The organism is Pseudomonas sp. GW821-FHT02H06 (assembly GCF_059421525.1).
Map to the genome: position 1 here is coordinate 73,990 of NZ_JBWKVD010000012.1, position 26,596 is coordinate 100,585.

23 protein-coding genes and 3 pseudogenes are annotated in these 26,596 nt (G+C 63.7%); 2 read left to right on the plus strand and 24 right to left on the minus strand.

Annotated elements, in window-relative coordinates; all coding sequences use genetic code 11:
* Window positions 1-208: 208 nt before the first annotated feature.
* The gene (pmrG, locus tag AC07VF_RS19080; RefSeq protein WP_495008006.1) at window positions 209-895 is read left to right on the plus strand and encodes a lipopolysaccharide core heptose(II)-phosphate phosphatase PmrG; all 687 of its coding nucleotides are present in this window, start codon (window positions 209-211) and stop codon (window positions 893-895) included.
* Between the two features lie 14 nt (window positions 896-909).
* On the opposite strand, the gene AC07VF_RS19085 is transcribed toward pmrG, so the two are convergent.
* The 10 genes and pseudogenes from AC07VF_RS19085 to nosR form a co-directional block, all read right to left on the minus strand.
* Window positions 910-1,203, minus strand: a complete 294-nt coding sequence (locus tag AC07VF_RS19085) for a winged helix-turn-helix domain-containing protein (protein WP_495008007.1) — start codon at window positions 1,201-1,203, stop codon at window positions 910-912.
* A 140-nt stretch (window positions 1,204-1,343) separates the two neighbouring features.
* Window positions 1,344-2,738 (minus strand): UDP-glucose dehydrogenase family protein, encoded by a 1,395-nt coding sequence (locus AC07VF_RS19090; RefSeq protein WP_495008008.1) that lies wholly within the window; start codon window positions 2,736-2,738, stop codon window positions 1,344-1,346.
* Window positions 2,716-3,121: pseudogene (arnF, locus tag AC07VF_RS19095) on the minus strand (4-amino-4-deoxy-L-arabinose-phosphoundecaprenol flippase subunit ArnF). Before arnF ends, AC07VF_RS19090 begins: the two are co-directional and overlap by 23 nt.
* Window positions 3,122-3,147: 26 nt before the next feature.
* Complete coding sequence (locus AC07VF_RS19100) at window positions 3,148-3,492, minus strand: EamA family transporter (protein ID WP_282368045.1); 345 nt, start codon at window positions 3,490-3,492, stop codon at window positions 3,148-3,150.
* Entirely contained in the window at window positions 3,489-5,141 is a 1,653-nt protein-coding gene (arnT, locus tag AC07VF_RS19105; RefSeq protein WP_495008009.1) for a lipid IV(A) 4-amino-4-deoxy-L-arabinosyltransferase, read from the minus strand. Before arnT ends, AC07VF_RS19100 begins: the two co-directional genes overlap by 4 nt.
* Entirely contained in the window at window positions 5,138-6,019 is an 882-nt protein-coding gene (arnD, locus tag AC07VF_RS19110) for a 4-deoxy-4-formamido-L-arabinose-phosphoundecaprenol deformylase (RefSeq protein WP_495008010.1), read from the minus strand. Before arnD ends, arnT begins: the two co-directional genes overlap by 4 nt.
* Window positions 6,019-8,031, minus strand: a complete 2,013-nt coding sequence (gene arnA, locus AC07VF_RS19115) for a bifunctional UDP-4-amino-4-deoxy-L-arabinose formyltransferase/UDP-glucuronic acid oxidase ArnA (protein WP_495008011.1) — start codon at window positions 8,029-8,031, stop codon at window positions 6,019-6,021. The genes arnD and arnA overlap by 1 nt, the downstream gene beginning before the upstream one ends.
* Window positions 8,028-9,038 carry an undecaprenyl-phosphate 4-deoxy-4-formamido-L-arabinose transferase gene (gene arnC, locus AC07VF_RS19120; RefSeq protein WP_495008012.1) on the minus strand — a complete coding sequence of 337 codons (1,011 nt, stop codon included), beginning with the start codon at window positions 9,036-9,038 and terminating at the stop codon, window positions 8,028-8,030. The genes arnA and arnC overlap by 4 nt, the downstream gene beginning before the upstream one ends.
* Window positions 9,035-10,183: a UDP-4-amino-4-deoxy-L-arabinose aminotransferase gene (arnB, locus tag AC07VF_RS19125; RefSeq protein ID WP_495008013.1), complete on the minus strand. Its 1,149-nt coding sequence runs from the start codon at window positions 10,181-10,183 to the stop codon at window positions 9,035-9,037. Before arnB ends, arnC begins: the two co-directional genes overlap by 4 nt.
* 728 nt (window positions 10,184-10,911) lie before the next feature.
* Window positions 10,912-12,291 carry a response regulator c-di-GMP phosphodiesterase, NosR family gene (nosR, locus tag AC07VF_RS19130; protein WP_495008014.1) on the minus strand — a complete coding sequence of 460 codons (1,380 nt, stop codon included), beginning with the start codon at window positions 12,289-12,291 and terminating at the stop codon, window positions 10,912-10,914.
* Between the two features lie 337 nt (window positions 12,292-12,628).
* Between nosR and AC07VF_RS19135 the strand changes: the two are divergent.
* Window positions 12,629-13,537: pseudogene (locus tag AC07VF_RS19135) on the plus strand (ATP-binding protein); the annotation flags it as partial.
* Window positions 13,538-13,540: 3 nt separating this feature from the next.
* Here the strand turns inward: AC07VF_RS19135 and AC07VF_RS19140 are convergent.
* The 14 genes and pseudogenes from AC07VF_RS19140 to gspE all read right to left on the minus strand — a co-directional run bounded on the left by AC07VF_RS19140 (window position 13,541) and on the right by gspE (window position 26,587).
* A complete protein-coding gene (locus AC07VF_RS19140) occupies window positions 13,541-14,353 on the minus strand; it encodes a DUF1206 domain-containing protein (protein ID WP_423573765.1) in 813 nt (270 codons plus the stop codon).
* 227 nt (window positions 14,354-14,580) lie between these two features.
* Complete coding sequence (locus AC07VF_RS19145) at window positions 14,581-15,555, minus strand: alpha/beta hydrolase (RefSeq protein WP_495008015.1); 975 nt, start codon at window positions 15,553-15,555, stop codon at window positions 14,581-14,583.
* 73 nt (window positions 15,556-15,628) lie between these two features.
* Window positions 15,629-16,264: a LysE family translocator gene (locus AC07VF_RS19150; protein ID WP_495008016.1), complete on the minus strand. Its 636-nt coding sequence runs from the start codon at window positions 16,262-16,264 to the stop codon at window positions 15,629-15,631.
* Window positions 16,265-16,499: 235 nt separating this feature from the next.
* On the minus strand, window positions 16,500-18,836 hold the full coding sequence (gspD, locus tag AC07VF_RS19155) for a type II secretion system secretin GspD (protein ID WP_495008017.1): 2,337 nt from the start codon (window positions 18,834-18,836) through the stop codon (window positions 16,500-16,502).
* Entirely contained in the window at window positions 18,833-19,348 is a 516-nt protein-coding gene (locus tag AC07VF_RS19160; RefSeq protein WP_346625874.1) for a hypothetical protein, read from the minus strand. The genes gspD and AC07VF_RS19160 overlap by 4 nt, the downstream gene beginning before the upstream one ends.
* A 134-nt stretch (window positions 19,349-19,482) precedes the next feature.
* Window positions 19,483-20,073 (minus strand): annotated as a pseudogene (gspM, locus tag AC07VF_RS19165) (type II secretion system protein GspM); the annotation flags it as partial.
* Window positions 20,063-21,094 (minus strand): PilN domain-containing protein, encoded by a 1,032-nt coding sequence (locus AC07VF_RS19170; protein ID WP_495008018.1) that lies wholly within the window; start codon window positions 21,092-21,094, stop codon window positions 20,063-20,065. The gene AC07VF_RS19170 and the pseudogene gspM, both read right to left, overlap by 11 nt.
* A complete protein-coding gene (locus AC07VF_RS19175; RefSeq protein ID WP_282368022.1) occupies window positions 21,091-21,819 on the minus strand; it encodes a type II secretion system protein GspK in 729 nt (242 codons plus the stop codon). Before AC07VF_RS19175 ends, AC07VF_RS19170 begins: the two co-directional genes overlap by 4 nt.
* Window positions 21,816-22,427, minus strand: a complete 612-nt coding sequence (locus AC07VF_RS19180; RefSeq protein ID WP_423573772.1) for a type II secretion system protein GspJ — start codon at window positions 22,425-22,427, stop codon at window positions 21,816-21,818. The genes AC07VF_RS19175 and AC07VF_RS19180 overlap by 4 nt, the downstream gene beginning before the upstream one ends.
* On the minus strand, window positions 22,424-22,792 hold the full coding sequence (locus tag AC07VF_RS19185; protein ID WP_495008019.1) for a type II secretion system protein: 369 nt from the start codon (window positions 22,790-22,792) through the stop codon (window positions 22,424-22,426). The genes AC07VF_RS19180 and AC07VF_RS19185 overlap by 4 nt, the downstream gene beginning before the upstream one ends.
* Window positions 22,789-23,226, minus strand: coding sequence for a GspH/FimT family pseudopilin (locus tag AC07VF_RS19190; RefSeq protein ID WP_495008020.1), 438 nt, complete (start codon window positions 23,224-23,226; stop codon window positions 22,789-22,791). Before AC07VF_RS19190 ends, AC07VF_RS19185 begins: the two co-directional genes overlap by 4 nt.
* 1 nt (window position 23,227) lies before the next feature.
* Window positions 23,228-23,653, minus strand: coding sequence for a type II secretion system major pseudopilin GspG (gspG, locus tag AC07VF_RS19195; RefSeq protein WP_192173599.1), 426 nt, complete (start codon window positions 23,651-23,653; stop codon window positions 23,228-23,230).
* Between the two features lie 10 nt (window positions 23,654-23,663).
* Window positions 23,664-24,866, minus strand: a complete 1,203-nt coding sequence (gspF, locus tag AC07VF_RS19200) for a type II secretion system inner membrane protein GspF (RefSeq protein WP_495008021.1) — start codon at window positions 24,864-24,866, stop codon at window positions 23,664-23,666.
* A 2-nt stretch (window positions 24,867-24,868) separates the two neighbouring features.
* Window positions 24,869-26,587, minus strand: a complete 1,719-nt coding sequence (gene gspE, locus AC07VF_RS19205) for a type II secretion system ATPase GspE (protein WP_495008262.1) — start codon at window positions 26,585-26,587, stop codon at window positions 24,869-24,871.
* Window positions 26,588-26,596 lie beyond the last annotated feature (9 nt).

The following is a 26,596-nucleotide window of genomic DNA, read 5'->3' on the forward strand; positions in this document are numbered from 1 at the left end:
CTCTATTCAGATTTGAGGGATGTGTAATTCTTTAGTTGAAGCGCGTGTAAGCGTGAAGATTTAACCATGTGCCCAGAATGATACTTCTTAATGCCACTGTTTTTTTCACCTGCCGTTAACCAAACAATCATGCATCGCTGTTTACGCTTGCTCCCATTCAAGGACACAGACTTCCATCTGCCGATGGGCTCATAGTCGGAGTAACACGATGCGCGATCATTCCAATGTCCTGCTTGCACTCAGGGCGGGCAAGTTACCTCGAAACCGTCGCACAGTTAGAGTGCTGCTGAGCGCTGCGGCCATCGGCGTGTCGCTCCTGCTGTTGACGGGTTACACCTATTGGCCGCGTTCGCCGATTGCCCTCGCCAGCGGTGAGAACATGAACAGGGCGGGGCTTTATGCGAGCTGGAAGAAAGGCGAGGTGGTTGTGCTGGTGCGCCACGGCGAGCGCTGCGACCGCTCTGACAAGGAATGCCTCGGGCCAGACGACGGGATCACCCGCAACGGCAACCAGGTGTCTGCCGAGGTGGGACGATCATTAAGCCAACTGGGGCTGGACCAGACCGATGTCATCGCCAGCCCGTCCACGCGCACGGAGCAAACCGCCGCAGCCTTGTTCGGTCATCCGGTTGCGTCACAGGACTGGCTGTTTGACTGCGAGAAGATGAACCTTGGCCGGGTCATGGCGCACAAGGCAAACGACCGTAATCTGGTGGTGGTGACCCACAGCGGTTGTATCGGCCAGATAGAAAAAGAGCAGGGTTATCCCCATGCCGATAACAGCGAATATGACAGTGCGGTATTTATATCGCTGGATAAGCGCAGTCGGCCAGTTATCCGAGGTGTGCTTAATCCCGAGGACTGGAAGCAACTGGCTATAAAAGATGGTAAGTAAGGCGACCTGCGCGGCTATTTACAAAGTTGATAGCCGACCCCATACACCGTATGGACCAGCGGGAAGGCAAAACCGTCGTCGACTACTTTTCTGATTTGATGCACGCGAGTGCCGAGACCGGTGCTCTTGTGAGTGCCTTGTTCGCCCCAGAGCATTTCGGCGATTTCTTCCTTGCTGACAATGGCGGGACTTCTCAGCATCAGCAGCGCCAGTATGTCGATGTTGGTCGGGTTGAGTTTCAGGTATTTGTCCGCGCGGAATGCCCGGTACTTCCCGGTATCCAGCACCAGATCTTCAACAACCAGCATATAAATGATCCCACCCTCGCGACAGTGGCGGGATAGTAGGGCCGCGATTGTCAAAAATTGGTTTGAGGGGTGTGAAGAACTCGTGGGACTGACGCCGGGCCCTAGTGTGGGACCGGCTTTAGCCGGGAAGGCGTCGGCCTCTACGCCATCGCACTCCCCGCGACGTTTTTGTACGGCAGCCACTGCTTCTGCGGGATCGGCAATTCGCAGGAGTCCCCACGCCCGATCGGGTAGTAGTGAAACCCGCTGCGCGCCAGCCGCTCGGTGTCGTACAGGTTGCGGCCGTCGAAGATCACCGGTGCGGCGAGGCGTTGCTGGATCAGTTCGAAATCCGGAGCTTTGAACTGTTGCCATTCGGTGCAGATGATCAGCGCGTCGGCATCGTTCAACGTCGACTCCGGCGTGCCCATCAGAATCAAATCCTTGCGGTTGCCGTAGAGGCGCTGCGTCTCTTGCATGGCCTCGGGGTCAAATGCCCGCACCGTGGCGCCGGCATCCCACAGCGCTTCCATCAGCACCCGGCTCGGCGCGTCGCGCATGTCATCGGTGTTCGGCTTGAACGCCAGGCCCCACAAGGCAAACGTCTTGCCGCGCAGATCCCCTTCGTAAAAGGCTTTGACCCGCTCGAACAGTTTGTTCTTCTGCCGCTCGTTGATGGCTTCGACCACCGCCAACAGGTCGTTGGAACAGTGGGCTTCCCGGGCGCTGTGGATCAAGGCGCGGATGTCCTTGCCGAAGCACGATCCACCGTAACCGCAGCCGGGGTAGATGAAGTCGTAGCCGATCCGTGAATCCGCGCCGATGCCCAGCCGCACCGATTCAACGTCCGCCCCCAGGTGTTCGGCCAGTTCGGCGATCTGGTTGATGAAGCTGATCTTGGTCGCCAGCATGCAGTTGGCCGCGTACTTGGTCAGCTCGGCGCTGCGCAGGTCCATGAACATGATCCGGTCATGGTTGCGGTTGAACGGCGCGTACAGCTCACGCATCACCTTGCGTACGGCATCGCTGTCGCAGCCGATGACGATCCGGTCCGGACGCCGGCAGTCGTTGACCGCCGAACCCTCTTTGAGAAACTCGGGATTGGAGACGATATCGAACTGCAGCAAGCGCCCGGCCTGGCGCAGGGCTTTGTCGATGTGTGCACGCAGGGCATCGCCACTGCCCACTGGCACGGTGGACTTTTCAACGATGATCAGCGGTTCGGAGCGGTAAGTGGCGATGGCCTCGCCAACCGCGAAAAACCCCCTCAGGTCCGCGGAACCATCGTCGCGGGACGGGGTGCCGACGGCGATGAACAACACCTCGGCGTGCTCGACGGCCAGCCGGGTGTCGGTGGTGAACTGCAGGCGTTTGTTTTCCAGATTCTCCCGCACCAGGCTGGCCAGCCCCGGTTCGAAAATATGCACCTGACCTTGCCGCAACTGCTCGACCTTGGCCTGATCGATGTCCATGCAGACCACGTCGTGGCCGATTTCAGCAAGGACGGTGGCTTGCACCAGCCCGACATACCCGCTACCGAAAACGCTGATTTTCATGAAGAAAAGCCCTGTGGAGGAGTGCTGGAAATGCGCCGAAGGTTGATGGTCAGCACGCCCATCACGATCAGCATGACGCCCAAAGTTTTCGATCCCGTGAACGTCTCGTTGAAAAATGGCAGAACCGCAGCAAGCCCATACACCAGCACGTAGCTGACGCTGAGCAGTGAATAGGCACGACTTAGGGGCAGGTCGCGCAGGGCCAGCAGCCAGGCGAGCATCGACAGGGCGTAGGCGATGATCGCGGCGCCGATCACCAGCACGGCTGCGGGCTCGATTCGCGCCAGACTCCCCGGCTCAAACCACAGCGCAGGCGAGGGCAGACGACTCATGCCCCAGCGCATGCCCAACTGCGCCGAACTCACCAGCAGCACGCTGCCCATTGCCCAGACGGTCGCACTCGGCCGGCTCATGCCTGGCGCCCGAGCAGCACAACGCCGGCCAGAATCAGCGCGACACCCAGCCAGTGCACGGCGTCGATGGATTCCTTGAAAACAAAGCGGCTGGCCAAAGTGATCAGGACCACATTGAGCCCCAGCATCGGGTAGGCGATGCCGACCTCCAGGCGCTGCAACACCAGCAGCCAGCCCAGCAAACCCAGGCCCAGACACGCCACCGCCAGCCACAGCCAGAACGAGCGCAATGCGGCGAGCACCCCCGGAAATGTGCCGTGCCAACGCTCCACCGCGCACTTCTGCGCGACCTGGCCCAGACACGTCAGCCCGCAGGTGCCCAACAGCAGCAGCCAGGTCATGGCGCCGTCTTCCCGTAAATGAGGATGATCAGGTTGCCTTCGTCGAAGCGCTCGGCGTCCTTGGGCAGCAGTTCGAGTTCGCGCAGCTCCTCGTCGCTTCTGCCGCGCATGACCACGCCGACCTGGCCCTCGCGCCGGGCCTGGGTCATCCACTCATCAATCCCTTTAAGAGTGACTTCGCGACCCTTCACGTCGGGATAACCCAAGCCGTATTCCAGCTCGTTCCAGGTGTTGAAAAACGACACGTCGGTCCTGTTCAGGCGCCAGGCCAGTGCCGAGGCAGCGCCCAGGTCATTGCTCAACAGGTGGGTGCTGGCCGCCAGTTGCGCCTGATGGGCAAGCACGAACGGGTCAGGGGTCTTGTTGTGCACGACGTGATAGGGAAGTGCTACCGGCAACAGCGCCACCAGCAGCCAACCGCCCAATGCCGGCGCCGTCCAATACTTCACCGGTTGCAGGCCTTGCAGGGCGTTGCTCGCACACCAGCCGGTCAGGACGATGAGCGCCAGGAACAGGTGCAGCGGTTCGTGGTCGTACAGCGGCTGTTTGATTTGCAGGTACAGCAGCGCCCCGAATCCGAGCAGACCAACGGCGGCGTTGAGCCAGCCATTGACGCGCAACGCGGTGAGTTGACCTTGCTTGAGGCGCTCGATCAGCCCATCGGCCATCAACAGTGCCACCGGCATAAGGCACGGCAGAATGTAGGTCGGCAGCTTGCCGTTGCTGACGCTGAGAAACGCCAGTGGCACCAGCAGCCACAACAGCAGAAAGCCGATGTCGGGTCGACGCCGGTGCTGCCAGGCCTGGCGGAACGTGACCGGCAACAACCCGGCCCACGGCAGGCAGGACACCACCAGCAGCGGCAGGTAAAACCACCAGGGTTCGGCGTGCTGGGCATCGGCCCCGGCGAATCGCCGCACGTGCTCGTGCCAGAAGAAGAACCGCCAGAAGTCGGGTTCCCGGGCATGCACGGTGAGCACCCACGGCAGGCTCACGACGATGGCAATCAACACCGCCAGCGGCCCGTACCGAAGCAGTTCCCCGACGCGCCGCTGCCAGAGCATGTAGGGCAGGGCGATCATCACCGGCAGCGCCCAGGCGAGGAAACCCTTGGTCATGAAGCCGATGCCGCAGGCCAGACCGATCACAGCCCAGGCACCCAGTCGAGCACGCCCGCTGCTGTGAACGGCGCACCAGAATCCCACCAGCGTCAGGTTGGCCCACAGGGTGAACTGAGGATCGAGGTTGGCGTAACCGGCTTGCCCGGCAATGAACGCAAAGCTCATGAACAGCAGCGCACTGGCGAAACTCTTGCGTGGCTCGTTCCACATCCGCGCGGCGAGCCAGTACGCGAGCGCCACGCTCAGACCACTGCTCAACGCCGACACGATGCGCACGCCGAACAGGTTATCGCCAAAAATCGCCTGACCCACGGCAATCAGCCAATAGCCCGCAGCGGGTTTTTCGAAATAGCGCAGGCCCATGAAATGTGGCGCGGCCCAGTGACCGCTGTGCAGCATTTCCTGGCTGATCTGGGCGTAGCGGGTTTCATCGGGAATCCACAAACCGTGGAACCCCAGCGGCAGCAGGTAGAACGCGGCGAAGGCCAGCACCAGCAGGGCGATGTTGCGCTGTTCGGCTTTGATCATCGCTGCACCCCCAGCCAGCCTTCGCGCCCGCGCAAAGCGCCACGCACCAACTGGCCTGAAGGCAGGTGATCCAGTGAAGCCGGCAGCAGCGCACCGAGGGGCTGAAAATCGATCCCGCGGGTTTTCGCCTCACTCAACAGCGCGCGAAAAGCCGGGGCCATGACGATGCCTTCGACCTCGGCGTGAACGGTGTAGATGTTCAGCTTCGAGGCTGCGAAGCGCCCGAGGATGTCGTCATTGAACGCCCGCGCGTCCAGCTGGGGCGAAACCAGTTCGTCGTAGGTCGGCAGGTCCACCGGAATCTGCGGCGTGCCCAGGGTGCCGTCGGCCAGCATCGGGCGAAAAATCGACGTCCCCCGGCAGTCACTGTTGTAGCGAAAACCGAATGCCTCTTTCGCCTGCACCACGCGTTCATCAGCGCGCCAGCCGGCGGCGGCGGAGCAGCTCACCGGTTGGCCGAGAATATCGCTGAGAACGTCAACGCCGCGCTGGATCTGATCACTCAGTTGAGCCTCGCTCCAGCGACCGGCATCGGCCTGCCAGGCATGGTGATCCCAGGCGTGCAAGCCCACTTCATGACCGGCGTCCCGGGCGCGGCGCATCAGCGGCCCGAGGTCGCGGCCAATCGGTTTACCCGGCCACGCGGTACCGGCCAGCAGAATGTCCCAGCCGTACAGACTGGCCGCCCGGGAGCGCAGCATTTTCCAGAGGAATTGCGGACGCGCCAGGCGCCACAAATGGCGGCCCATGTTGTCCGGGCCGACGCTGAAGAAAAACGTCGCCTTGACCTGCGCTTCGTCGAGCAGGTCCAGCAGTCGCGGCACACCGTCGCGAGTGCCGCGCCAAGTGTCGACGTCGATGCGCAGGCCGGCCTTCATCAGCCGCGCGCGCCGGTGGTGACGGTCAGTTCGGCCTTTTCCGCCATGGCTTCCCGCAGGAAGAAGTCCAGGGTCTTGCCGATGGTTTCGCTCAGCTCGATGGTCGGTGTCCAGCTGATCAACCGCCGTGCATTGTCGATGCTCGGTTTGCGGTGGCTGACGTCCTGATAGCCCTTGCCGTAGAACGACTGGCTTTCAACCTCACGGAACCCGGCGAAGGGCGGGAAGTTGTGGCGCAGCGGGTGGGCTTCGAACTGGCGCAGCAGCTCGGTTCCCAATTGGCGAATGCTGGCCTCGTTGTCGGGGTTGCCGATGTTGATGATCTGGCCGTTGCAATGGCCGCCCTTGTTTTCGATGATCCGCGCCAGGGCTTCGATGCCGTCGACAACGTCGGTGAAGCAGCGTTTCTGCGCGCCGCCGTCCACCAGCCGGATCGGCGTGCCGTCCACCAGGTGCAGAATCAGCTGAGTGATGGCCCGCGAACTGCCGATGCGCGCGGAGTCCAGGCGGTCCAGCCGCGGCCCCATCCAGTTGAACGGGCGGAACAGGGTGAACTGCAAACCCTTCTGCCCGTAGGCCCATATCACCCGGTCGAGTAACTGCTTGGACACCGAGTAAATCCAGCGCTGTTTGTTGATCGGGCCGACCACCAGGTTCGAGGTGTCCTCGTCGAAGCTGGCGTCCTGGCACATGCCGTACACCTCGGACGTCGACGGGAAGATCACCCGCTTGTTGTATTTGACGCAGTAACGGACGATTTTCAGGTTTTCTTCGAAGTCCAGCTCGAACACCCGCAGCGGGTTGCGCGTGTATTCGATGGGCGTGGCGATGGCGACCAGCGGCAGCACCACGTCGCACTTCTTGATGTGGTACTCGATCCACTCGGAGTGGATGCTGATGTCGCCTTCGATGAAGTGGAAATTCGGCCTGGCGCGCAGGCGTTCGATGGCGTCCGAACCAATGTCCATGCCATAGATTTCGTAACGGTCGTCCTGCAGCAAACGCTCGGACAGGTGATTGCCGATGAAGCCGTTGACCCCGAGGATCAGCACGCGGGTGCGCCGGACCGGGCGGCGCGGGTCAATGCCCTGCAAGCGCGAACCCTCCACCAGACCGAACTCGCGAGCCAGTTGCGCGCCGCTCAGGTACAGGCCGTCGTCGCCGCGCTGACCGGCACTGATCACCAGCGAGCCTTCGCCGCACGCAATGCGCAACGGCTCGCAACCGAGCACGGTGCCGGGCGCTTCGCCGGTGTAGCCGGTCTCTGCTCGCGCGGCCCAGACAATCAGTTTGTGCTCGCCCACCGGGCAGAACGCGCCAGGGTAGGGCTGGGTCACCGCCCGCACTAGATTGCCCAGCCGCGTCGCCTGCAGCGACCAGTCGATCAAGCCGTCGGCAGCGGTGCGCCGGCCGTAACAGGTGGCGGCGGATTCATCCTGGGGTGTCCCCGACAACTGACCCCGGGCAAGCAATAGCAGGGTTTCCGAGAGCAGGTCCGCCGCGGCTTCACGCAACTTGCCGTGCAGGGTCAGCGCCGTTTCTGTCGGGCTGATGGCGATGCGTTGCTGGGCGAAGATGGGCCCTGCGTCGGCGCGCTTGACCATCTGATGCAAGGTCACGCCGGTTTCGCTTTCGCCGTTCACCAGCACCCAATTGGCCGGCGCCCGGCCCCGATACCTGGGCAGCAGCGAACCGTGCAGGTTGAACGCACCGTCTTTTGCGCAGGCCAACAGCGGTTCGCTGAGCAACTGGCGGTAGTAGAAGGAGAAGATGAAATCGGGGGCAAGCCGGGCGATGCGCTCAAGCCACAGCGGGTGGTTGGGGTCTTCCGGGGCGTGCACGGCAATGTCGTGTCGAGCGCACAGCTGGGCCACCGAGCCGAAGAAGGTTTTTTCCTTGGGGTCGTCGGCGTGGGTGAACACCGCAGCGATCTCATACCCGGCGTCGAGCAGGGCCTGCAGGCCAGCGCAGCCAATATCGTGGTAAGCAAAAACGACAGCTTTCTTGTTCATGGCGCAACCTTGTGGGCGTAAGCGGGGGCAGAAGCGGGGGCGTCGAGCGCAATCACGGGGGATCCGCGCACGACTTTTTCAATGAAGAAACGCGGCCGTGCGCGCACGTCGCTGTACATGCGGCCGAGGTATTCGCCGAGCAGGCCCATGCCGATGAACTGCCCGCCGGTGAACACGAACAGCACCGCAAACAGGACGAAGGTGCCGTGCCCGGCCCACGGCGCGCCGAAGATCAGCCGCAGGGCGACCAGCGCCAACGCGAACAGCACGCCGAGCAGCGCCATGCCAAAACCGACAATGCTCAGCAGGCGTAGGGGCGTGGTGGTCATGCAGGTGATCAGGTCGAACATCAGGTTGATCAGGCGCATGGGGCTGTATTTGGAATCGCCGTGCTCGCGCTCGGCGTGCTCGACCAGGATTTCCGTGGTGTGCCGGGCGAAGCTGTTGGCCAGAATCGGAATAAAAGTACTGCGCTCCCGGCAGGCGAGCATGGCGTCGACGATGTTGCGTCGGTAGGCGCGGAGCATGCAGCCGTAGTCGTTCATCGCCACGCCGGTGGAGCGCTGCACGGCCAGGTTGATCAGTTTCGACGGCCAGCGCCGCCAGGCGGAATCCTGCCGCTGGTTGCGCACCGTGCCGACCACGTCGTAGCCCTGTCCGGCGAGGCGCACCAGACGGGGAATCTCTTCGGGCGGGTTCTGCAGGTCGGCGTCCAGGGTGATCACCACGTCGCCCTTGCACTGCTCGAACCCCGCCATGATTGCCGCGTGCTGACCGTAATTGCGGTTGAGAATGACCGCCACCACGTGGCTGCCTTGTCGCTCGGCGGCTTCTTGAAGCAGCTCGGCCGAGGCGTCTCGGCTGCCATCGTCGACCAGGACGATTTCGTAGGCGCAGTTCAACAGGGCGCAAGCCGCCTCGGTGCGGCGCAGCAACTCGGGCAGGCTCTGCTCCTCGTTGTAGACCGGGATCACAACGGACACACAGCGGACGGGATAGGCTTTCAAGGGCGCGCTCCGACGATGGATTCAATGGCACCGACGACGCGCTCGACATCGTCGCCGGTCATGTCCGGGAACAGCGGGATCGAACACAGCCGCGACGAATTCCACTCGGTGTTCGGCAGGTGCACGTCCGGGAAACGCTGGCGGTAATAGCGGTGCAGATGGGTGGCGATGAAGTGAATGCCGGTGCCAATGCCGCGCTCTTGCAGGGCTTTCATGAACCCGTCGCGGTCCAGACCGCAGCGCTCGGGGTCGATGCGCAGGATGAACAGGTGCCAGGCGTGTTGTTGCGGGTAAACGGGCTGGGAGAGCGGCATGACCGGGCTGTTTCCCAGTCGCTGCAGATAGTGCTCGGCGAGCCGGCGGCGTTGCGCGTTCATGTGATCGAGCCGGTGCAGTTGCACGAGGGCCAGGCTGGCGTTGATGTCCGCCAGGTTGTACTTGAAGCCGGGCTCGATAACTTCGGCCTGGGGTTTGCGGCCCAGCGTCAGACGGTCGTAGGCATCGACGCCGAGGCCGTGGAATTTCAGCTGACGCACCCGATCTGCCAATACGGCCAGATCGGTGACGAACATCGCGCCTTCTGCGCAGGTCATGTTCTTGATCGCATGAAAGGAAAAAATCGCCGTGCCACGGCTGCCCACCGGCCGGCCGTTGTAGGCCGTGCCCGCCGCGTGGGCGGCGTCTTCGATGACGGCGATGCCGTGGCGCTCCGCGAGGGCATAAATCGGGTCGAGGTCACAGGCCGCGCCGGCGTAATGCACCGGGACAATGGCTTTGGTGCGTGGGGTGATGGCCTGTTCGATCAGCGCCGCGTCGGTCATCAGCGTGTCGCGGTCGACATCGACAAACACCGGGGTGGCGCCCAGCAGGCAGATCATGTTGGCGGTCGAGACCCAGGTTTGCGAGGGCGTGATCACTTCATCACCGGGGCCGACGCCCAGGGCGAGCAAGGCGATGTGCATGGCGCCTGTCGCCGATGAAACCGCGACGGCATGCCGGGCACCGACCCGTTCGGCGAACTGCGCTTCAAGCTGCTGGCATTCGGCGCCCGTGGTGATCCAGCCGGAGCGCAGCACGCGGGTCACCGCCGCCACTTCTTCATCGCCGATACTGGGGCGGGAAAAAGGAAGAAAAGCCTCATTCATAAAGAGGACGTCCCACTGAAGTTCAAGGTTTGAACACACCCGTCCGCTGGCGCCACTGTGCACCGGCTGGAAAGTCATTTAAATCGCGTGCAGGTATTCATCACAGTGCCGTAATGGGCACCGCGTCATATAGACGACTTGTTCATCAGATGACCAGATCTGATCAAGTAGTTCGGGTATTGCGTTATCCGGAGGTTAATCTCGCCAATATGAAAATAACGTGGGCGCTGCGTCAGTTTTCCGTGTGTGTTCTTCAGTACGCCATAGCCAGTCGCTACGGGGCTATCAGCTGAATGTGACGGTTGTTCGAGTATTGTTTTTGTTTCGGGTGACGTATTAACAAACGGGCTGTTATTTAATGTTCAGACAGCTTGGGTTCAGCATTTCGATAGTTGTCGACAGAGGGCTATAAACAGCCGAATTTGCCAATGTTTTTTAACCGCTCCATCCAAGTTATTTGGCACTCACAGATGCCCGTTCCGCTAAGTTAGCGCCCGGATACTTAATCGGAGCTGAACATGAAGCATGCTCTGGCGAGGCTGCAGGTCACCGCACTGGATGCATGCAATGCTTTTTAGTGGGACCGGCTTCAGCCGGGAATAGGCCCGTGCATTCACCCTCAATTTCGCAGCGCGCCACCTGACGCTTTCCCGGCTAAAGCCAGTCCTACAACCGGGAAGAGGGCGGTTCAGGCGCCGTCGATTTCTGTGCATCGATTGCTCAGCGCATCAACCGACCTGAGTCCAGTGGGTTTTCGGCGGTTCTGACCCCGGAACGTGTTCGGGCAGGCGCACGAAAATGCTGTAGCGGGTCTTGTTTTCGATGGCCTCGAAGGCCGCCAGTTTGTCGATCAGCGCGGCGTTGACCACCTTGCCCGCGTTCAGCAGCAGCATGCCGTTGTCGGCGTTCAGGTTGCGCACCAGAATCATGCCCGGCACCAGCTCGCGGGTAGTCACGGCCTTGACGGTCGGGTCGTTGAGCACCGCATCGTCCAGGTACGCCGCGCAGGCCTTGGCGAAATCCTCGATCAGGCCGGGGTCGTAGAGCTTGCCGGCGTAGCGGCGGATGAACAGCAAGGCCTCGCCGCTGCTCAGGTGTCTTTCCAGAATCAGCCCGCGCTGCAGTTCGATGAAGTCCACGGCCAGCTTGAGCAGCCGTGCGCCGTAGGGAATCGCTTCACTCTTGAGGTGCGCCGGAAAGCCGCTGCCGTCCCAGCGCTCCTGGTGATGCAGAATCAGACTGGCAGCGTCCTGGATGGGTTCGAGGGTCATCAGCAACGATTCGCTCTGCCGCGGGTAACTGCGCCAGGTGTCGCGGTCGGCGTGGCTGACCATGTCCGACGGCGTGTTGATCAGCGCGTCGCTCCAGCCGAGCTTGCCGATGTTGTACAGCGCGGCGGCCATGCACAGGTCGCGGCGGGTGGACTCGTCCAGATTGAGTTGGCTGCTGCACGCATTGATCAGGTCGATGACGTCGCGATTGGTCTGCTTGTCCACGGGCAGGCGCTGATTGACCAGCATCGAAAACACCTCGGTGCCGGTGGCGTAACTGTGCTTGAGCTCGTCATAGGCCAGATCAAGCATGTCGGCGGTCTGCTGCAATTCGGCGGTGCGTGCCAGTACACGTTTTTCAAGGGTGGCGTTGAGGCTTTTCAGCTCATCGTTCTGCCGCTGGGTGAGCTGTTCAAGGCGCTGTCTTTCGCGTTCGGAAAACTGGAATGCCAGGGACTGACGCAGGGTCAGCACCAGCTCTTCGTCGGTCCAGGGCTTGGCGATGTAACGATGCACATGGCCCTGGTTGATGGCTTTGACGATGGTTTCAAGGTCGGCGTAGCCGGTCAGCAGGATACGCGTGGTGTCCGGGTACAGGCTGTAGACCCGCGCCAGCAGCGCCGCGCCGTCCATGCCCGGCATGCGCGCGTCGCTGACGATCAGATCAACCGGCTTTTCGGCCATGATCGCCAGGGCCTGTTCGCCGCTGGTGGCCAGCAGCAGGTCATAGGGCTGCTCGCGAAGCAGGCGGCGCAGGCTGTTCAGAATCGACTCTTCATCGTCCACCAGCAGGACGGTGGGGCGTTGCTGCAACGAAACACTGGTTGAGGCTTCCATGATTGACCCCCGTTCGTACCGACATCGTGCCCGTGCCCTGGCTGCCACCCCGACTGGCATCATCACCGACAAGGACAGCTGGATGCCGCAAGATTAGTTGAGATATCGCGACTCTTCGCGGCTTTCGCGCAATATAAATCGCCCCCTCAACTTCACCTTCGGCAGGCCGACACAAGGGCATGAGTCCACGGATTGAGGCGCTTGGTCGATCATGTTGCTCCTGCAGATATTCTCGATCATTTCCGTCTGCCTGCTGGTGCTGCTGGGTCGCTGGCTGCTGCACAGTTATCAGGTGATCAACCGGGTCAACGAGGACCTGCGGGCGGCCAACGAAGGACTGGAGCAGCGCGTCGAGGAGCGCACCCGGGAATTCAGACAGGCCAGTCATGCGTTGCAGGTCGAGATCGACGAGCGCAAGCAGCTGGAGAGCCAGTTGATCGGGGCTGAAAAGCTCGCCTCACTGGGGCAGATGGCCGCCGGAATCGCCCACGAGATCAACAACCCCATCGGTTTCATCTCGTCGAACCTCGGCACCCTGGCGGTCTATTTCGGCAAGATCCAGGAAGTGCTTGAGGCCTACAAAGCGGCCGAGGATCAGCTCGGAGTGGCTGAGGTGCTTGAATCACTCAATGCCCTGAAAACGCGCCTGGACCTGGCCTTTGTCGAGGCGGAAATCCCGTTATTGATTCAGGAGTCGCGGGAGGGGGTGGCCGGCGCCGCGCAGATCATCAAGGACCTCAAGGACTTTTCCCGGGCCGACACCCACCCGCAATGGCAGTGGGCGAGCCTGCAGCGGGGTATCGATTCGACGCTGAACATCGCCGCCTATGCGGTCAAGTGCAAGGCGGACATCGTCAAACACTATGTGCCGTTGCCGGACATCGAATGCCTGCCGGCGCAGCTCAATCAAGTGATCATGAATCTGGTGGTGAACGCGGCCCAGGCGATTGGCCCGGAGCGCGGCACCATTACCTTGCGCAACGGCGTGCAGGGGGAAAGCGTGTGGCTTGAGATCAGCGACACCGGGAGCGGCATTGCCCCGGACGTGCTGCCGAAGATTTTCGACCCGTTCTTCACCACCAAACCGGTGGGCCAGGGCACCGGGCTGGGACTGTCGCTGTCGTACGGGATTGTGCAAAAGCATCGCGGAACGATCAGCGTGCGCAGCGTGGAAGGGGTCGGCACGACGTTCCGTATCGAGCTGCCGATTCAGCAGCAGCGCCCTGAAGAGGGCGCATTGAACTGAAAGTCAGACGTGCGCCATTCCGGGCACGTCCATGTTGATCCGGCGCCAGGCGGCTTCGGCAAAGCTGTACACCGAAAATGCGATCAGCCCCAACGCCATGACCATCAGCACCACGCCCCCGGCGGGCAGGTTTTGCAGGGCGTTGAGCGCGTCTTTCAGACCGGGCGGGTGCATCGCCTGATAGCTCGAACCGCTGATGGCCAGCAGCACGCCCATTTCGACAAACGCCACGCCGCGCGCGATCAGGCCGAAGCGGGACACCGGGGTCACGTATTTCATGACCTCTTCGTCGGCCTCGAAATACTTCTCGAACGAAGCTTTCCAGCCCTTGAAGAAATGCGCGATGCCGACGCCAAGGGGCACCAGCGCAACGAGGTAGACCACCAGGTTGGAGTGTTTCCACGACAGCAGGGTGGCGAGCAGGTCCTGGGTCTGACCGCCGCCACCGCCGGAACTGCGCAGGCCGTCGATCAGCAGGCCCAGGGCAAAGAACGCCAGCGCACCGTTGACCAGCCCACCCGCGAGCAGCCCGCCACGGATCACCAGGCCCTTGAATTCGCTGCCGTGATGGTCCACGTCCCGCGTCGCCTGCAATACCCGCCAGGCAGCAAACGCGAGCAGGCCCGCCACCACCAGCCCCACCAGAATGTGGCCGAACGGTTGGCTGAACAGGGCTTCGAGGCTGCTGTGGCTGTCTTTGGGGCGTGACGAATCGCGGGCAGCCAGCAAGGCGAAAATGCCGATGATCAGGTATAGAACGCCGCGGGCGGCGTAGCCCGAACGGGCAAGCAGGACAAGGGTGTGATGCGGGGACATCGAAGGTTCTCCGGTTAAGCAATAGATGAGCAGACCCGGGAGCGCGCAAGGGGTTCGATCAGGTTGCTTATTGCAGGACCGGCATCAGCGGGATCCCGATGGCTGCACTCGATGCTTTTAGCGGAACCGGCTTTAGCCGGGAAGAGGCAAGTGTGCACGCCATCAATTTTGCGGTGTGGCCGCAGACGCCTTCCCGGCTAAAGCCGGTCCCACTAAAACCAAAGCGATCAACTTGCCGCAGATTGAATGCGCTGACGAATCCAGGCGCGGCTGTGCTCCAGCACGCGGTCGGCCATCGTGGTCGGGAAATGGATGAAACCGTGGGGCGCGTCGGGCAACAGGTGCACTTCGACGCCGGCGGTTTTCGCCCAGCGATCCGCCATTTGCAGGGTGTCATCGCGCAGCGGGTCCAGTTCGCCGACCCACATCAATGCGGCCGGGAAACCGGATAGATCCCCATACAGCGGCGACAGCGGCGGCGCCTGACGCTGGGCATCGCTGATGTCTGGCGTGAGCAAGCGCAGGGCGGCAACCATGCCCGGTCCGTCCAGCACCAGCGTGTCCTTGCCTGCCGCTCGCACGCTCGGCGTGCCGGTCAGGTCATAAACCCCGTAATAGAGCAGGGCGCCGCACACCCGCTTGAACATCTCGGGCCAGGCCTTGAGCTGCAACAGCGTCGTCGCCGCCAGATGCCCGCCTGCCGATTCACCGACGACGATCACCGGCAACCCTGCGAACTCCGGGCAACCGTCACCCAGCAGCCATCGCGCCGCGACCAGGCAGTCTTCCATCAGCCCTTCGACCGGCGTTGACACCGCCAGCCGATAATCGACCGAAACAACGGCCACATCGCACGCCCGCACCATGGCCATGTTCAGGTCGTCGTTCATCTGCGCGTTGCCGATGACCCAGCCGCCGCCATGAATGTCCAGCACCACGCCTTTGGCCTTGCCCTTGGGCCGGATGATCTGTACCGGCACGCGATGACCGTCGATAAACGCCGTGGTGCGTTCGGCGTGCAGGCCATGGCGGGCCAGTTTCGCCGCGCCATTCAGCTGACCGACGCGCAACAGCGACTGAATCAAAAGCGGGGTGAAGCGGTTGCGGATACGAAAGCGCGGCAGCCAGGCCAGCTTCTGGTTGAAGCGCCGTGCCTGCGCCAATTCGTCGTCGGGAAAATGCAGACCGTCGTTGCTGTCCAATTGCGTGCTCTCTCTCGGGCTCATACCCGCCAGTGTTGGGTACTGTCTTGGTGTGCGCGGGCGGCTTAGAGTTTCACGGGCGCGAGTAAAGCAATTTCAGGCCCGCCGTGGCGTAAACCAGGGCGAGAGTGCCTTCGATCCAGCGGCGCGTCCTGCGGTATGCACGGATCATCGGCGCGGTCGAAAACACCAGCGCGTAGCCACAGAAGATGGTCACGCTGAGTACCGCGCAACCGGCAAGGATGACCGCGACGGTTTGCGGCGTCGCTTGCGCACCCAACCCCAGCGTCATCGTCGCCACCCAGCCCAGCAGCGCCTTGGGATTGGTGAGGTGCATGAGCAGGCCGCGCTGGTAAAGGCGCCAGCCAGAAAGCGCCAGTGCGTTAGCGATCTCGCGTTCTACCTTTTCGGTGGAGGTTAGCGCGGAGCGGGCCGCTTTGAAGGCGAGAAACAGCAGGTAGGCGCCGCCGAGGATTTTCAGCAGCGTGAGCGCTTCGGCGTATTGCGTGAGCACGGCGGAAACACCGGTGGCCGCCATCGAACCCCAGAAAAACGACCCGCTGATCACGCCTGCCGCCAGCATCAGCGCCGGGCGTCGGCCCCGGTGCATCGCCACGCCCATGATGCGCATGTTGCTCGGCCCGGGACTCGCCGCGCCGACGATGTAGGCCGTATAGACGAGCAGAAGGTGATGAAGATCGAAGGGCATGGGCCTCGGTCCTTTAAGGTCGTGGTAAGCGTTTCGTTTGAAAACCTGTTTTACCACGGCCCTGCGGATTGCCAAGCGCACAATCACTTCTGATGCTCGTGCCCACGCTCTGCGTGGGTATGCCTCCCGTGACGCGCCGCGTCATCCCGCCCCCAGGCCTTAAACAGCCTCCAGCGAACGGACGCGGAGCGTCCGGGGCGGCATTCCCACGCGGAGCGTGGGAACGATCAACAAACTACCGGCTACCCATCGGCGGTGTCGGCTTGATCAGCTGCAACTGCTGGCGATAGTCATCGGTCACTTGCCGCGCCTGGCTGTTGCTGGTGATGACCCGTGGGGTGATCAGCACGACCAGTTCGGTGCGCTTCTTGCTCTTGCTGGTATTGCCGAACAGCCAGCGCAGGCCCGGGATGCGGCCCAGGTACGGCACGGCGGACACGGTGTCGGCGTTGTCCTGTTTGATCAGGCCGCCGAGCAACACGGTCTGACCGCTCTGCACCGCCACCTGGGTCGACACCGAGCGGGTCGAGATCCGCGGGTTGCCGTTGGCGTCAGTCGACGTGTCATTGGCGTCGCTGACCTGCTGTTGAATGTCCATGTACACCAGGCCGCCCGGATTGATGCGCGGCACGACGTCGAGGATGACCCCGGTCTGCACGTATTCGACGCTGCTCAGGGTAGCGGTGGTGGCCGAGGTGTTGACCGTGGTCTGGCTGATCGGGATGTTGTCACCGACCTGAATCTGCGCCTGCTGGTTGTTCATCACCACCAGCGACGGCGCCGACAGCACTTGCGTGCGGCCGCTCTGTTCCAGCGCGTGAAGGGCGATCTGCAGGTTATTGCTGACGAACGAATAAAACAGCGAATCGGTGGCGCCGAGCCCAGCACCGCCGCCGCCCAATGCGCCCTGACTGCCGGCAGTGTTCGCCACGGTGGTGTTGGTGGAATTGCCGGCCAGACGGCCGAGGTACCACTGCACGCCAAGGTCCAGCTCGCCGGTCAGGTTGACTTCAAGAATTCGCGTCTCGATCTGTACCTGCATCGGCGCGTTGTCCAGGCGCTTGATGGCGGATTCGATCTCCGCCCACTGGGCCGGACGCGTGCGGATCAGCAACTGGTTGCTGCTCTGCTGGGCGGTGATGCGGGTGCTGTCGTCCAGACGCTTGCTGGCGCCAGAGCCGCTGGCCGCGGCGTCCGAGGTGTCGCCCTGACCGCTGCTGTCTGCGCTGTCTTCGGACGTCTCGCCGTCCTGCTCTTCATCGCCTTGCTGAGTGCCGGTTTGCAAACCACCATTGGCGCCACTCATCCCTGAACCCATGCCGCCACCGATCCCGGAGGAGCTGCTGTTCAGGCCCTGACCGCTGCCGCTCAGGCCGCCGCTGCTGCCGGTGCCACTGCCGTTGAGCGAGGACAGCGAACGCGTGCGCAGACCCGGTGCAACCTTGGCCGCGCTGTCGTCCTTGATCTGGCCGTTGCCGTAGATCTGCCGCAGGTATTTGGCCAGGTCCGAGGCCTTCATGTTGCGCACGTCGTAGACGTACATCTGCGGCTCGTTGCCGCCGCCTTCGTCGATGGTGTGAATCCAGTCGCCGACTTCGCTCAGGTAGCGCGGCTGGGAAGAAATCGCCACCACCGAGTTGGTCCGCTCGATCGGCAGAAACTTGACCATGCCCGCCAACGGCATACCGCTGTCCGGGCCGAACATCTTCTGCAGCTCGGGCATCAGCTCGCCGACGCTCGCGCGTTGCAGGCCGTAGACGGCGATGGACATGCCCTTGAGCCAGTCGACGTCGAAGGTGTCGATGGTGTCCTGGTAATTGGCCAGTTCATCCGGCGTACCGGCGAGGCTCAACACGTTGCGCGCCGGATCGACCAGCAGGAACGCGTTGTCCCGGGCGAAGGGCTTGAGTAGCTTCTGCATCTCGGTGGCCGAGATGAAACGTAGCGGGAACAACCGCGCCGACAGCCCGGTGGACGGTCGCGCCACCGGCATCTCCGGCACCAGCTTGCCGGCAACGGCCTGATTGGCCGGCAGGATCACGTAACGGTCGCCTTGGCGGATCATTGCGTTGTCGGTCCACGACAGCAGCGTTTCCAGAATCGACAGCGCCTGCTGCTTGTTCACCGGCTGCGAGGTCGAGAAGCTGACGTCGCCTTTTACGCCCTGATTGATGCTGTAGTTCTCGTGCAGCAAATCGCCGAGCACGGTGTTGATCACCGCTTCGATGGGCTGATTGGCGAAGTTGAACGTGATGTCACCGGCCGCCGACGCGCCTTTTCCACCCGCGCCGGTCTGGGCCGGGCCCGCACCGCGCACGAAGGTCTGGTTGCCACGAATGATCTGCTGGCGCGCGGGCGCAGGCTTGGCGCCGGGGTTGTTCGGGCTCGGCGCCTCAACCGGATCGCTGACCGGGCCTCGCTGCGAGCCGGTGCCATTGAGTGCTTCCTGCATCAGGGCCGGATCGTTTTCGAAACGTTCCGGAGTGGACGCGCATCCGGCCAGGGCCACGGCGGTGGCCAGGCACAACAACGGGCTGCGCAGACGGGAAAACTCAGGGGTGCGATTGTTCATGGTGTGGGTACGTTTGGAAGAGTAATAGGGGGGACTTTCGACGGCGGCGGAAGGCGCAGAATGGGCAGACGCAGTTCCCGGGTCTGGCCCTGATGGCTGAAAGTGGCGTGTTGCGGCGTGACCGAATCCAGGGTCCAGCCGTTGTCCAGGGTGCTGCCGACGGCCAGCTTCAGGCGGCGCTTCTGCGGCAACTGCAGCAGCACCCACTGTGAGGCGCCGTCGATGATCACGCCGCTCAGGCTGATGCCATCCAGGGACGAGGCCTGGGATTTGCCGGTGACCAGATCAGGCTTGCGGTCCGGGCTGAACATCGATTGCTGCCACGTCAGCGCGAGGGCCTGGGCCGGCAGGGCAGGCAATGCCGCAGGCCCGGCGGTTGGCGTGGCTTGGCGCGCTTCGCCGGCCGGCAACCAGTCGATGTCCTGACCGGCGCCCATGCTCAGGCTGACGGCGACGGCCGCGAGGGCAACCGTCGCCGCGCCGAGCGCGAGGGTAAGGGAGTCGAACTTCATGCGTCAGGCTCCTCGGACGGTGTCGGTGGTTCAGGCTGTTCATCCAGATCGGCTTGCTCGGCGGGATCAGGCTGCTGCCGGGATTCGGTCGCTGGCTCGGCGGCGGGGGCTTTGGACGGCAGCGCCTTATGCGGCGCGGCCTGCTGCAGATAACCGCGCAACAACAGATGCACCTGCAAGCGTCCGGCGCCGCCAGTGGCGGGGGCCGTTGTGGTGCGGCGAATGCTCAGGTTGTCGATGAACAGGAACGGCTGGCCGTATTCCAGTTCGTGCAGCAAGCCCACCAGCGGCTCCATGGCGCAGTCCAGGGTCAGGCTGACTTTGACTTGACGATAGGGCTCGGCACTGTCGCGCTCGGGGGTGATCGGCATGCGCTGGGTGACCTGGCAACCGGGGCCCTGATCGGCGTGGGCCTTGACCAGATCGAGGCTGCGCTGCATCAAATCGGCCGCCACGGCGCTCGGGTCTTCGCCGGGCAACAGGCTGCTGCGGCTTGACGGGTCGCGGCGGGCCGCCTGCAATTGCTGCTCAAGGCTGTCGCGCTGGGCGAGGGCGCCGGCGTAGCGTTGTTCCTGTTGGCGCAGAGTGTCGGCCTGGTCCTGCAGGTCGCTCAACGGATCGAGAAACCAGCTTTGCACCAACAGCCACCACGCCGCCCAAAGGACCAGGGCCAGCGCGATGAGCGCGGCGCCGCGACGTTCACGGGGGGTCAGTTCACGGCGCATCGGCGGACTCCTTGCGCAACTGGGCGCGCAGGGAAAAGCGCTCTTTGCCGGTCTGCGCGTCGGGCTGAATGATCCCCTGGAACTGCGCGTCGGTGAGGGTGCGGCAGTCTTTCATGCGGCTAATGAGGGCGCTGGCCTTGGCGCTCTGGCCGGTGATCGACACGCTGCCGCCGTCAGAGATTTCCAGCTGCTCGACCCACGTGTCAGCGCCCAGGCAACCGGTGAGGTCGGCGAGCACGCTGGAAGTGGTCGGCTGCGCGGCTTTTTGCTGGGCCAGATAGCGCGCGGCGCCCTGGGTGTTGATCAGCTCGCGGCGCAGGTTTTGCACGGCTTGCACCTGGCTGCGTTGCTCGTCGACGTGCTGTTGCATCGCTTCGACCTGGGCCGTGCGTGCATTCAGCCAGAGCACCATGCAGGTCAGCAGCAAGGCGCCACAGACCACGGCGAGGAAACGCGGCAGGCGCGCGGAACCTGTGGCCGCCGGCTTCAACTCGGCCGGCAGCAGATCGACATTCAGCCGTTCGCCCTTGGCGTTGCGCGCGTCCACGGCATACAGCGGCAGGCCGCGTGCCGTGCAGGTGTCGATGACCGGCTGCAAACGCTCGCGCAGCACCGCCACCAGCAGCACCTGCGCCAGGGTTTTGCCCTTGGCGGTGACGCGCGCGACGTACTGCATCTGCTCGCGGGGGTAGGGCGTGTACTTGTCCAGTTCGAAACCGACCACGCTGTGCAGATCCCGCAGCGCCGCCAGCGGCAGTTGCAGCGGCTGCGCCAGGACCATGCCGGCGGGGAGCATCAGGATCAGTCGTTCGCCGCTCTCGTGGGTGATGTGCTCGGGCAGCGGCCAGTCAATCAGCCGCTCACGCACCTGGGGCATCAGCCGGGCGCGGACGCTTGCGGGCAGCAGCGCCTGCAACTCCTCGAGCCAGGCCTGCCACAGATGCTGCGCCGGGCTGTCACGCCACTGACTGCGCACCCGGGCCTGCAAGGGCGCCAGCTGCTGTAAAAGTGATTGCTTCATTCTTGCCAACGCAGAACGCGATACGGTCGCGCTCCCTCCTTCGATGGGTTCAATAACAACGTGACGTTGAGCGTCGTGGTGTAACCGCCGGGCAATGTCGCCTGGCTTCGAATACTGACGACCGGGCCGGCGTCTTCGGTTGCGGGGCCCGCTTGCGGCAGCCCCAGCGCTTGCCGCAGCCAGGGCGATGCCATGCGCGGATCGGGCGCGGTCAGGCCGCTCCATAACGTGACGTGCGGGCTGGCGCACTGGTACAGCGGCTGGCCGATGCCCGGCAGTTCGCGCACTTCCTCGACCATCCGCAGCGGCGCCCGGCCGCCGCCGCGACGCTGCTCCAGGCCCTGGGCCACTTGCCGGGCCAGGTCCGGACTCGCCCCGCACGCCACCAGCAGGCGGGCGAAGGATTCCGCCGGTGCCGCGTTGAGGTCCAGCTTGCCGGTCTCGCTGCCGAGACTCACTGCCATCGCGGCCTCATCGAAACGCAATCCATGGGGCTGGTTGTCGGCTTTCCAGTGCCGTTGCGGGTCGCGGTCCAGTTGCGCCAGCACCGCCATGCCGATACCGGCTTCTGCGGCGAGTACCGCCTGGGTGTGCTGGCGTTGCCACAGGGCCTGACGGTTCTGCAGGTGCACCCAGCCCAGCAAACCGGCGAGCAGGGTACTGAGCAGCGCCAGCACCCACAACACCAGGAGCAGCGCGACGCCCTTTTGCCGACGGCCTGTCATAACGTGTGCGCCTCGCCGGACAAATCCAGGCGCAGATTGATGCTTTGCAGCGGCCACGGCACGGGACCGGCCAGTTGCGCGTCGATGCGCACGCTGACGGGCAGGCGTCCCGGCCATGGCCAGTGATCCAGCCACGCCGTGGATTCGCCGGTGGGCGACACACCGCGGTAACTCAGTTGCAGCGCGCGCACTTCATGCAACAACACCTGGGGCTCTTCGGCCGGCAGCAAGGCCTGACCGCGCAAGCGCTCCAGGCTGATCTGCAGACGCTGACCGGCCGCCAGCGTCACGCTGTGCCGGTACAAACCCCCGCCTAATGTGGCGGGCAGCGGCGCATAAAAGCTCATGGCCTGGGCGTCGCCCTCGAACACCGGCGCCTGACCGGGCTCGGCCCCGCCGGCCGCGAGGGGCAGCGCCTGACCGATGGCGCTGCGCAGGAAATTCTGTGTCGAACGTATTTCGTCCAGCCGCGTGCTGTAACGCTCGGCCTTGGCCATGGCGCGATTGGCTCCGGTGATCGCCGCGCCGACCATGGTCAGCAGCACGCCGAGCAGGCTCAGCACCACCAGCACTTCGAGCAGGGTAAAACCCCGAGCGCTGCGTTTCATTGAGCGGCACCCGAGTCAGCACTGCGCACTTGCAGGCTGCTGTAATGGGCGCGGCGCGCTCCGTCCCTCACTTCGAGATCCAGCCGCCATGCCGTCGCCGGGCTGTTGCCGCGGGGCAGCGCGCTGACGTCCATCTGCCAGTTCACGCCGCTCCACTTGCCCTCGGTCCGGCCCGGCTGCAAGCGACCGGCGCTGGCTTCATCGATCAGCGAACGCGCGGCCAGGCTTAACCGGTCACTGCGTTGCGCCTGTTGCAAGGCCCGTGCGCTCTGCCCGAAGGCGACTACCAGCACGCTGCTGCACACCGCCAGCACAGCCAGGGCGGCGAGCATTTCCAGTAATGTGAAACCGCGCTGACGCCTCAATTGAGCGTGCGCAACTGAACGTTGCCGGTCAGCCAGTTGATGTCGACGCGCCAATGTTTGTCGCCCCGGGCCAGTAACAGATGGCCGCCGCTGGAACCGCCGTCCGGGTAGAACTCGAACGCCGGGCCGAGGCCGTCGGCGGTCTGCAATTGCACGTTCATGTCGGTGGGCAATTGCACCGGCTTCAGGTGCGGGCCTTGAAGCCGCCCGCTGCGCAGATCAAAGCGCGTCTGCGCCGGTTGCCCGGTGACGATCGCCTGCACCCGCGCCGCCCGCAGCGATTGCACCACCTCGCTCAACGCCCGGCGCTCACTGGCCGCGTGCAAACCCCGCCCCACGCCAAAGCTCACCAGGCCGACGCTGATGCCGATCAGAACGATCACCACCAGCAATTCGAACAGGGTGAAGCCGCGGGCGCGGGGCAGGGCGTGCATGTTATTCCCAGTTACCGATGTCGGCCTTGTAGCCGTCGCCGCCGGGTTGGCCGTCCTGACCGTAGAAGATCAGGTCAAAGCTGCCGTGCTCGCCGGGGTAGCGATAGCCGAACGCGTGGCCGAACGGGTCTTTCAGGTCCGAAGGCTTGGCGTACGGACCGGCCCAACCGGTGGCATTGGCCGGCTTGGTCACCAGCTGCTGCAGATTGGCCGGTGGCGTGCCGACGTCCAGGCCGTAGCTTTCGACCTTCATGCCGAGGCTGGCGAGTTGCGCCTTGCCTGCGCCGTATTTGCCCTTGTCGACGTTGCCGCCGACCTGACGCACGACGATGGTGGCGACGATGCCCAGCAGCACGATCACGGCGAGCATTTCCAGCAGGGTGAAACCGCCCTGGCGACGGCCTTGGGCAGCGTTGAATCGGGACATGTCTATTTCCTCAAATGTTACTGGTAAGGCTCATCAGCGGCAGCATGATGGCGAGCATGATCACCGCCACCATCACCGCCATGACAACAGTCAGGCTCGGCACCAGCGCCGCGAGCAGGCGGTCGATGCCGCGCTTGGCCTCGACGTCGAACACGTCGGCGACCTTGAGCAGCATGCCGTCCAGGTTGCCGGCCTGTTCGCCGACTTCGATCATCTGCAGGGCCAGCTCCGGCAGCAGCGGTTGCTCGCCGAACGCCTGGGCCAGCGTGCCGCCACCCTTGACCCACTCGGTGGCCTGCTCGACCTGGGCGCGCAGGGCGTAGTTACCGCAGACCTGACGGACGATGGTCATGGCCTGCAGCAGCGCAACGCCATTGCTCAGCAGGGTGCCGAGGGTCCGCGCCAGACGCGCGGCTTCGATCCGCTGCAACAGCGGGCCGATGACTTTGACGAACAGCAGGCGCCGGTCATGACGCTGACGCCGTTGCGGATCGCGGCGCAGCACGGCGACGGTCCAGATCAGCCCGACGATCGCGCCGAGCAGCAGTAATCCATAGGCGCTGAGAAATTCACCCAGCCACAAAATGGCCTGGGTGATGAAAGGGATCGGTACGCCCAAGTCGCGAAAGATCGGCACGAACTGCGGCACCACGTAGGCCAGCAGCAGGGCCAGCGAACCCAGCACGCCGACCACCAGAAAGATCGGGTAGATCAGCGCATTGATGACTTCGCCGCGCAGCATCTGGCTGCGTTCAAGGTAATCGCTGAGCTGGCGCAGGGTGTTTTCCAGGGACCCGCCGGCTTCGCCTGCGCGGACCATGCTGATGTACAGGCTGGAAAACTGGCCGTGCTCTTCTTCCAGCGCCTGGCTCAAGGGTTTACCGGCCTTGACCTGTTCGCGAATGCGTTCGAGCAGCGCCTGGCGCTTGGGCTCGTGGGTCTGCTTGAGGAGGATGGTCAGGGCGCGCTCCAGCGGCTGGCCGGCCCCGAGCAGGGTCGCCAGTTGTTGGGTGAAACTCACCAGCGCCGCGCCGTTCATCGCACCCCGGCGCATGGCCGCGCGCAGGCCGCTGTTGGCACTGGCTTCGAGGCTGAGCAGCAACAGGCCGCGCTTATGCAGAATCGCGGTCGCTGCGGTTTGATCGGCCGCTTCGAGGGTGCCGTGTTGGGCGACGCCGTCGGCGTCCAGTGCGCGGTATTTGAAATGGGCCATGGTCAGTCGCCACGCGTAACGCGCAGCACCTCTTCAAGGGAGGTCACGCCGGCCACGGCCTGACGCAGGCCTTCCTCATACAAGGTGCGCAGGCCCCCGCGACGGGCCGCTTGCTCCAGCGTCGAGGCGTCGGCCTGGCGCATCAGCAGGCCGCGCAACTCTTCATTCATCACCAGCAATTCGGTGATGGCGCTACGGCCGTGATAACCGCCGCCGGGCAATTCGCTGGCGGGACGATAAAGAGTAATCGGGCGCTGATCGGTGAAGCGATCCAGCCCGTGCTCGGCGACCAGTTCCTGCGGTGCTTCAAAGGCGATGCGCGTGAGCGGATCCAGCCTGCGCACCAGCCGCTGGGCCAGAATGCCTTTAACGGTGGACGCGATCAGGTAGCTTTCGACGCCCATGTCCAGCAATCGCGTGATACTCGCGGCGGCACTGTTGGTGTGCAGGGTCGAGAGCACGAGGTGACCGGTCAGCGACGATTGGATGGCGATGCGGCAGGTTTCCAGGTCGCGCATCTCGCCGATCATGATCACGTCCGGGTCCTGGCGGACAATGGAGCGCAGGGCGCCGGCGAAGTCCAGGCCAATGGCCGGCTTCACTTGAATCTGATTGATGCCCTCAAGCTGGTACTCGACCGGGTCTTCAACGGTGATGATCTTGCGCTCGGCGGTGTTGAGCCGAGACAGCGCGGTGTACAGCGTGGTGGTTTTGCCGGAACCGGTGGGGCCGGTGACCAGCAGGATGCCGTGGGGGTTTTCCAGCACGTCGAGGAAGTTCTGCAGGCGCTCGCCGTCCATGCCCAGGCTGGGGAAGTCGAAACTGACGGTCTGCCGATCCAGCAGACGCATCACCACCGACTCGCCGAAACTGGTGGGCACCGTGCTCACCCGCAGGTCCAGCTCTTTGCCCTGGATGCGCAGCATGATGCGGCCGTCCTGGGGCAGGCGACGCTCGGCGATGTCCAGCCGCGCCATGATCTTCAGTCGCGAAATGATCGCCGCTGATGAACTGGACGGTGGAGCCTCGGCTTCGTGGAGCACGCCGTCGATGCGATAGCGCACTTTCAGCTGGCTTTCGAACGGCTCTATATGAATGTCCGAGGCGCGTTGCTCGACGGCTCGCTGCAGGATCAGGTTGACCAGTCGAATGACCGGCGCCTCGGACGCCAGGTCCTTGAGGTGCTCGATGTCTTCTTCGGCGCCGCCGTGTTCGTCGAGGGTTTCGATCAGCGAGCCCATGGCCGAACGGCCCTGGCCGTAATAACGCTCGATCAGCCCGTCAACCTCACTGCCAGCACCCACCGACACATACACCGGCGCCTGGCAGGCGTAGGCCACGGCGTCCAGCCCGTAGGCATTGCCCGGGTTGGCGGCCAGCACATGCACGCCATCGGCATGGGCGCCGATGGGCAGCAGGCGATAGTGGCGCAGAAAGCGCTCGCTCAATTCCGGCAGCGGTTCACCCGACAGCGTCACGTTTTCCGCCAGCAGCAAGGGCGCTTGCAGCGTCGAGGCCCATGCCTTGGCCAGGTCCAACTCGGACACCAGCCCCAGGCGGGTCAGCAACTCAGTCAGCGAGCTGCCCTCGGATTCCTGAGCCAGCCGCTGTGCCCGTTCCAGATCACCTGTCTTCAGCCCGGCATTGGCCAACAGCCACGCACACAGCGCTTCGGCCGAGTGCGCGGTCAGTTGTTGGCTATTGATAGGGGACAGTTTTATGGACACAAC

Excerpts from the sequence above, each read along its gene's own strand:
- pmrG (WP_495008006.1), top strand. The coding sequence starts at position 209 with ATGCGCGATCATTCCAATGTCCTGCTTGCACTCAGGGCGGGCAAGTTA.
- AC07VF_RS19085 (WP_495008007.1), bottom strand. The coding sequence starts at position 1,203 with ATGCTGGTTGTTGAAGATCTGGTGCTGGATACCGGGAAGTACCGGGCA.
- AC07VF_RS19090 (WP_495008008.1), bottom strand. The coding sequence starts at position 2,738 with ATGAAAATCAGCGTTTTCGGTAGCGGGTATGTCGGGCTGGTGCAAGCC.
- AC07VF_RS19100 (WP_282368045.1), bottom strand. The coding sequence starts at position 3,492 with ATGACCTGGCTGCTGCTGTTGGGCACCTGCGGGCTGACGTGTCTGGGC.
- arnT (WP_495008009.1), bottom strand. The coding sequence starts at position 5,141 with ATGATCAAAGCCGAACAGCGCAACATCGCCCTGCTGGTGCTGGCCTTC.
- arnD (WP_495008010.1), bottom strand. The coding sequence starts at position 6,019 with ATGAAGGCCGGCCTGCGCATCGACGTCGACACTTGGCGCGGCACTCGC.
- arnA (WP_495008011.1), bottom strand. The coding sequence starts at position 8,031 with ATGAACAAGAAAGCTGTCGTTTTTGCTTACCACGATATTGGCTGCGCT.
- arnB (WP_495008013.1), bottom strand. The coding sequence starts at position 10,183 with ATGAATGAGGCTTTTCTTCCTTTTTCCCGCCCCAGTATCGGCGATGAA.
- nosR (WP_495008014.1), bottom strand. The coding sequence starts at position 12,291 with ATGGAAGCCTCAACCAGTGTTTCGTTGCAGCAACGCCCCACCGTCCTG.
- AC07VF_RS19140 (WP_423573765.1), bottom strand. The coding sequence starts at position 14,353 with ATGTCCCCGCATCACACCCTTGTCCTGCTTGCCCGTTCGGGCTACGCC.
- AC07VF_RS19150 (WP_495008016.1), bottom strand. The coding sequence starts at position 16,264 with ATGCCCTTCGATCTTCATCACCTTCTGCTCGTCTATACGGCCTACATC.
- gspD (WP_495008017.1), bottom strand. The coding sequence starts at position 18,836 with ATGAACAATCGCACCCCTGAGTTTTCCCGTCTGCGCAGCCCGTTGTTG.
- AC07VF_RS19160 (WP_346625874.1), bottom strand. The coding sequence starts at position 19,348 with ATGAAGTTCGACTCCCTTACCCTCGCGCTCGGCGCGGCGACGGTTGCC.
- AC07VF_RS19170 (WP_495008018.1), bottom strand. The coding sequence starts at position 21,094 with ATGAAGCAATCACTTTTACAGCAGCTGGCGCCCTTGCAGGCCCGGGTG.
- AC07VF_RS19175 (WP_282368022.1), bottom strand. The coding sequence starts at position 21,819 with ATGACAGGCCGTCGGCAAAAGGGCGTCGCGCTGCTCCTGGTGTTGTGG.
- AC07VF_RS19180 (WP_423573772.1), bottom strand. The coding sequence starts at position 22,427 with ATGAAACGCAGCGCTCGGGGTTTTACCCTGCTCGAAGTGCTGGTGGTG.
- AC07VF_RS19190 (WP_495008020.1), bottom strand. The coding sequence starts at position 23,226 with ATGCACGCCCTGCCCCGCGCCCGCGGCTTCACCCTGTTCGAATTGCTG.
- gspG (WP_192173599.1), bottom strand. The coding sequence starts at position 23,653 with ATGTCCCGATTCAACGCTGCCCAAGGCCGTCGCCAGGGCGGTTTCACC.
- gspF (WP_495008021.1), bottom strand. The coding sequence starts at position 24,866 with ATGGCCCATTTCAAATACCGCGCACTGGACGCCGACGGCGTCGCCCAA.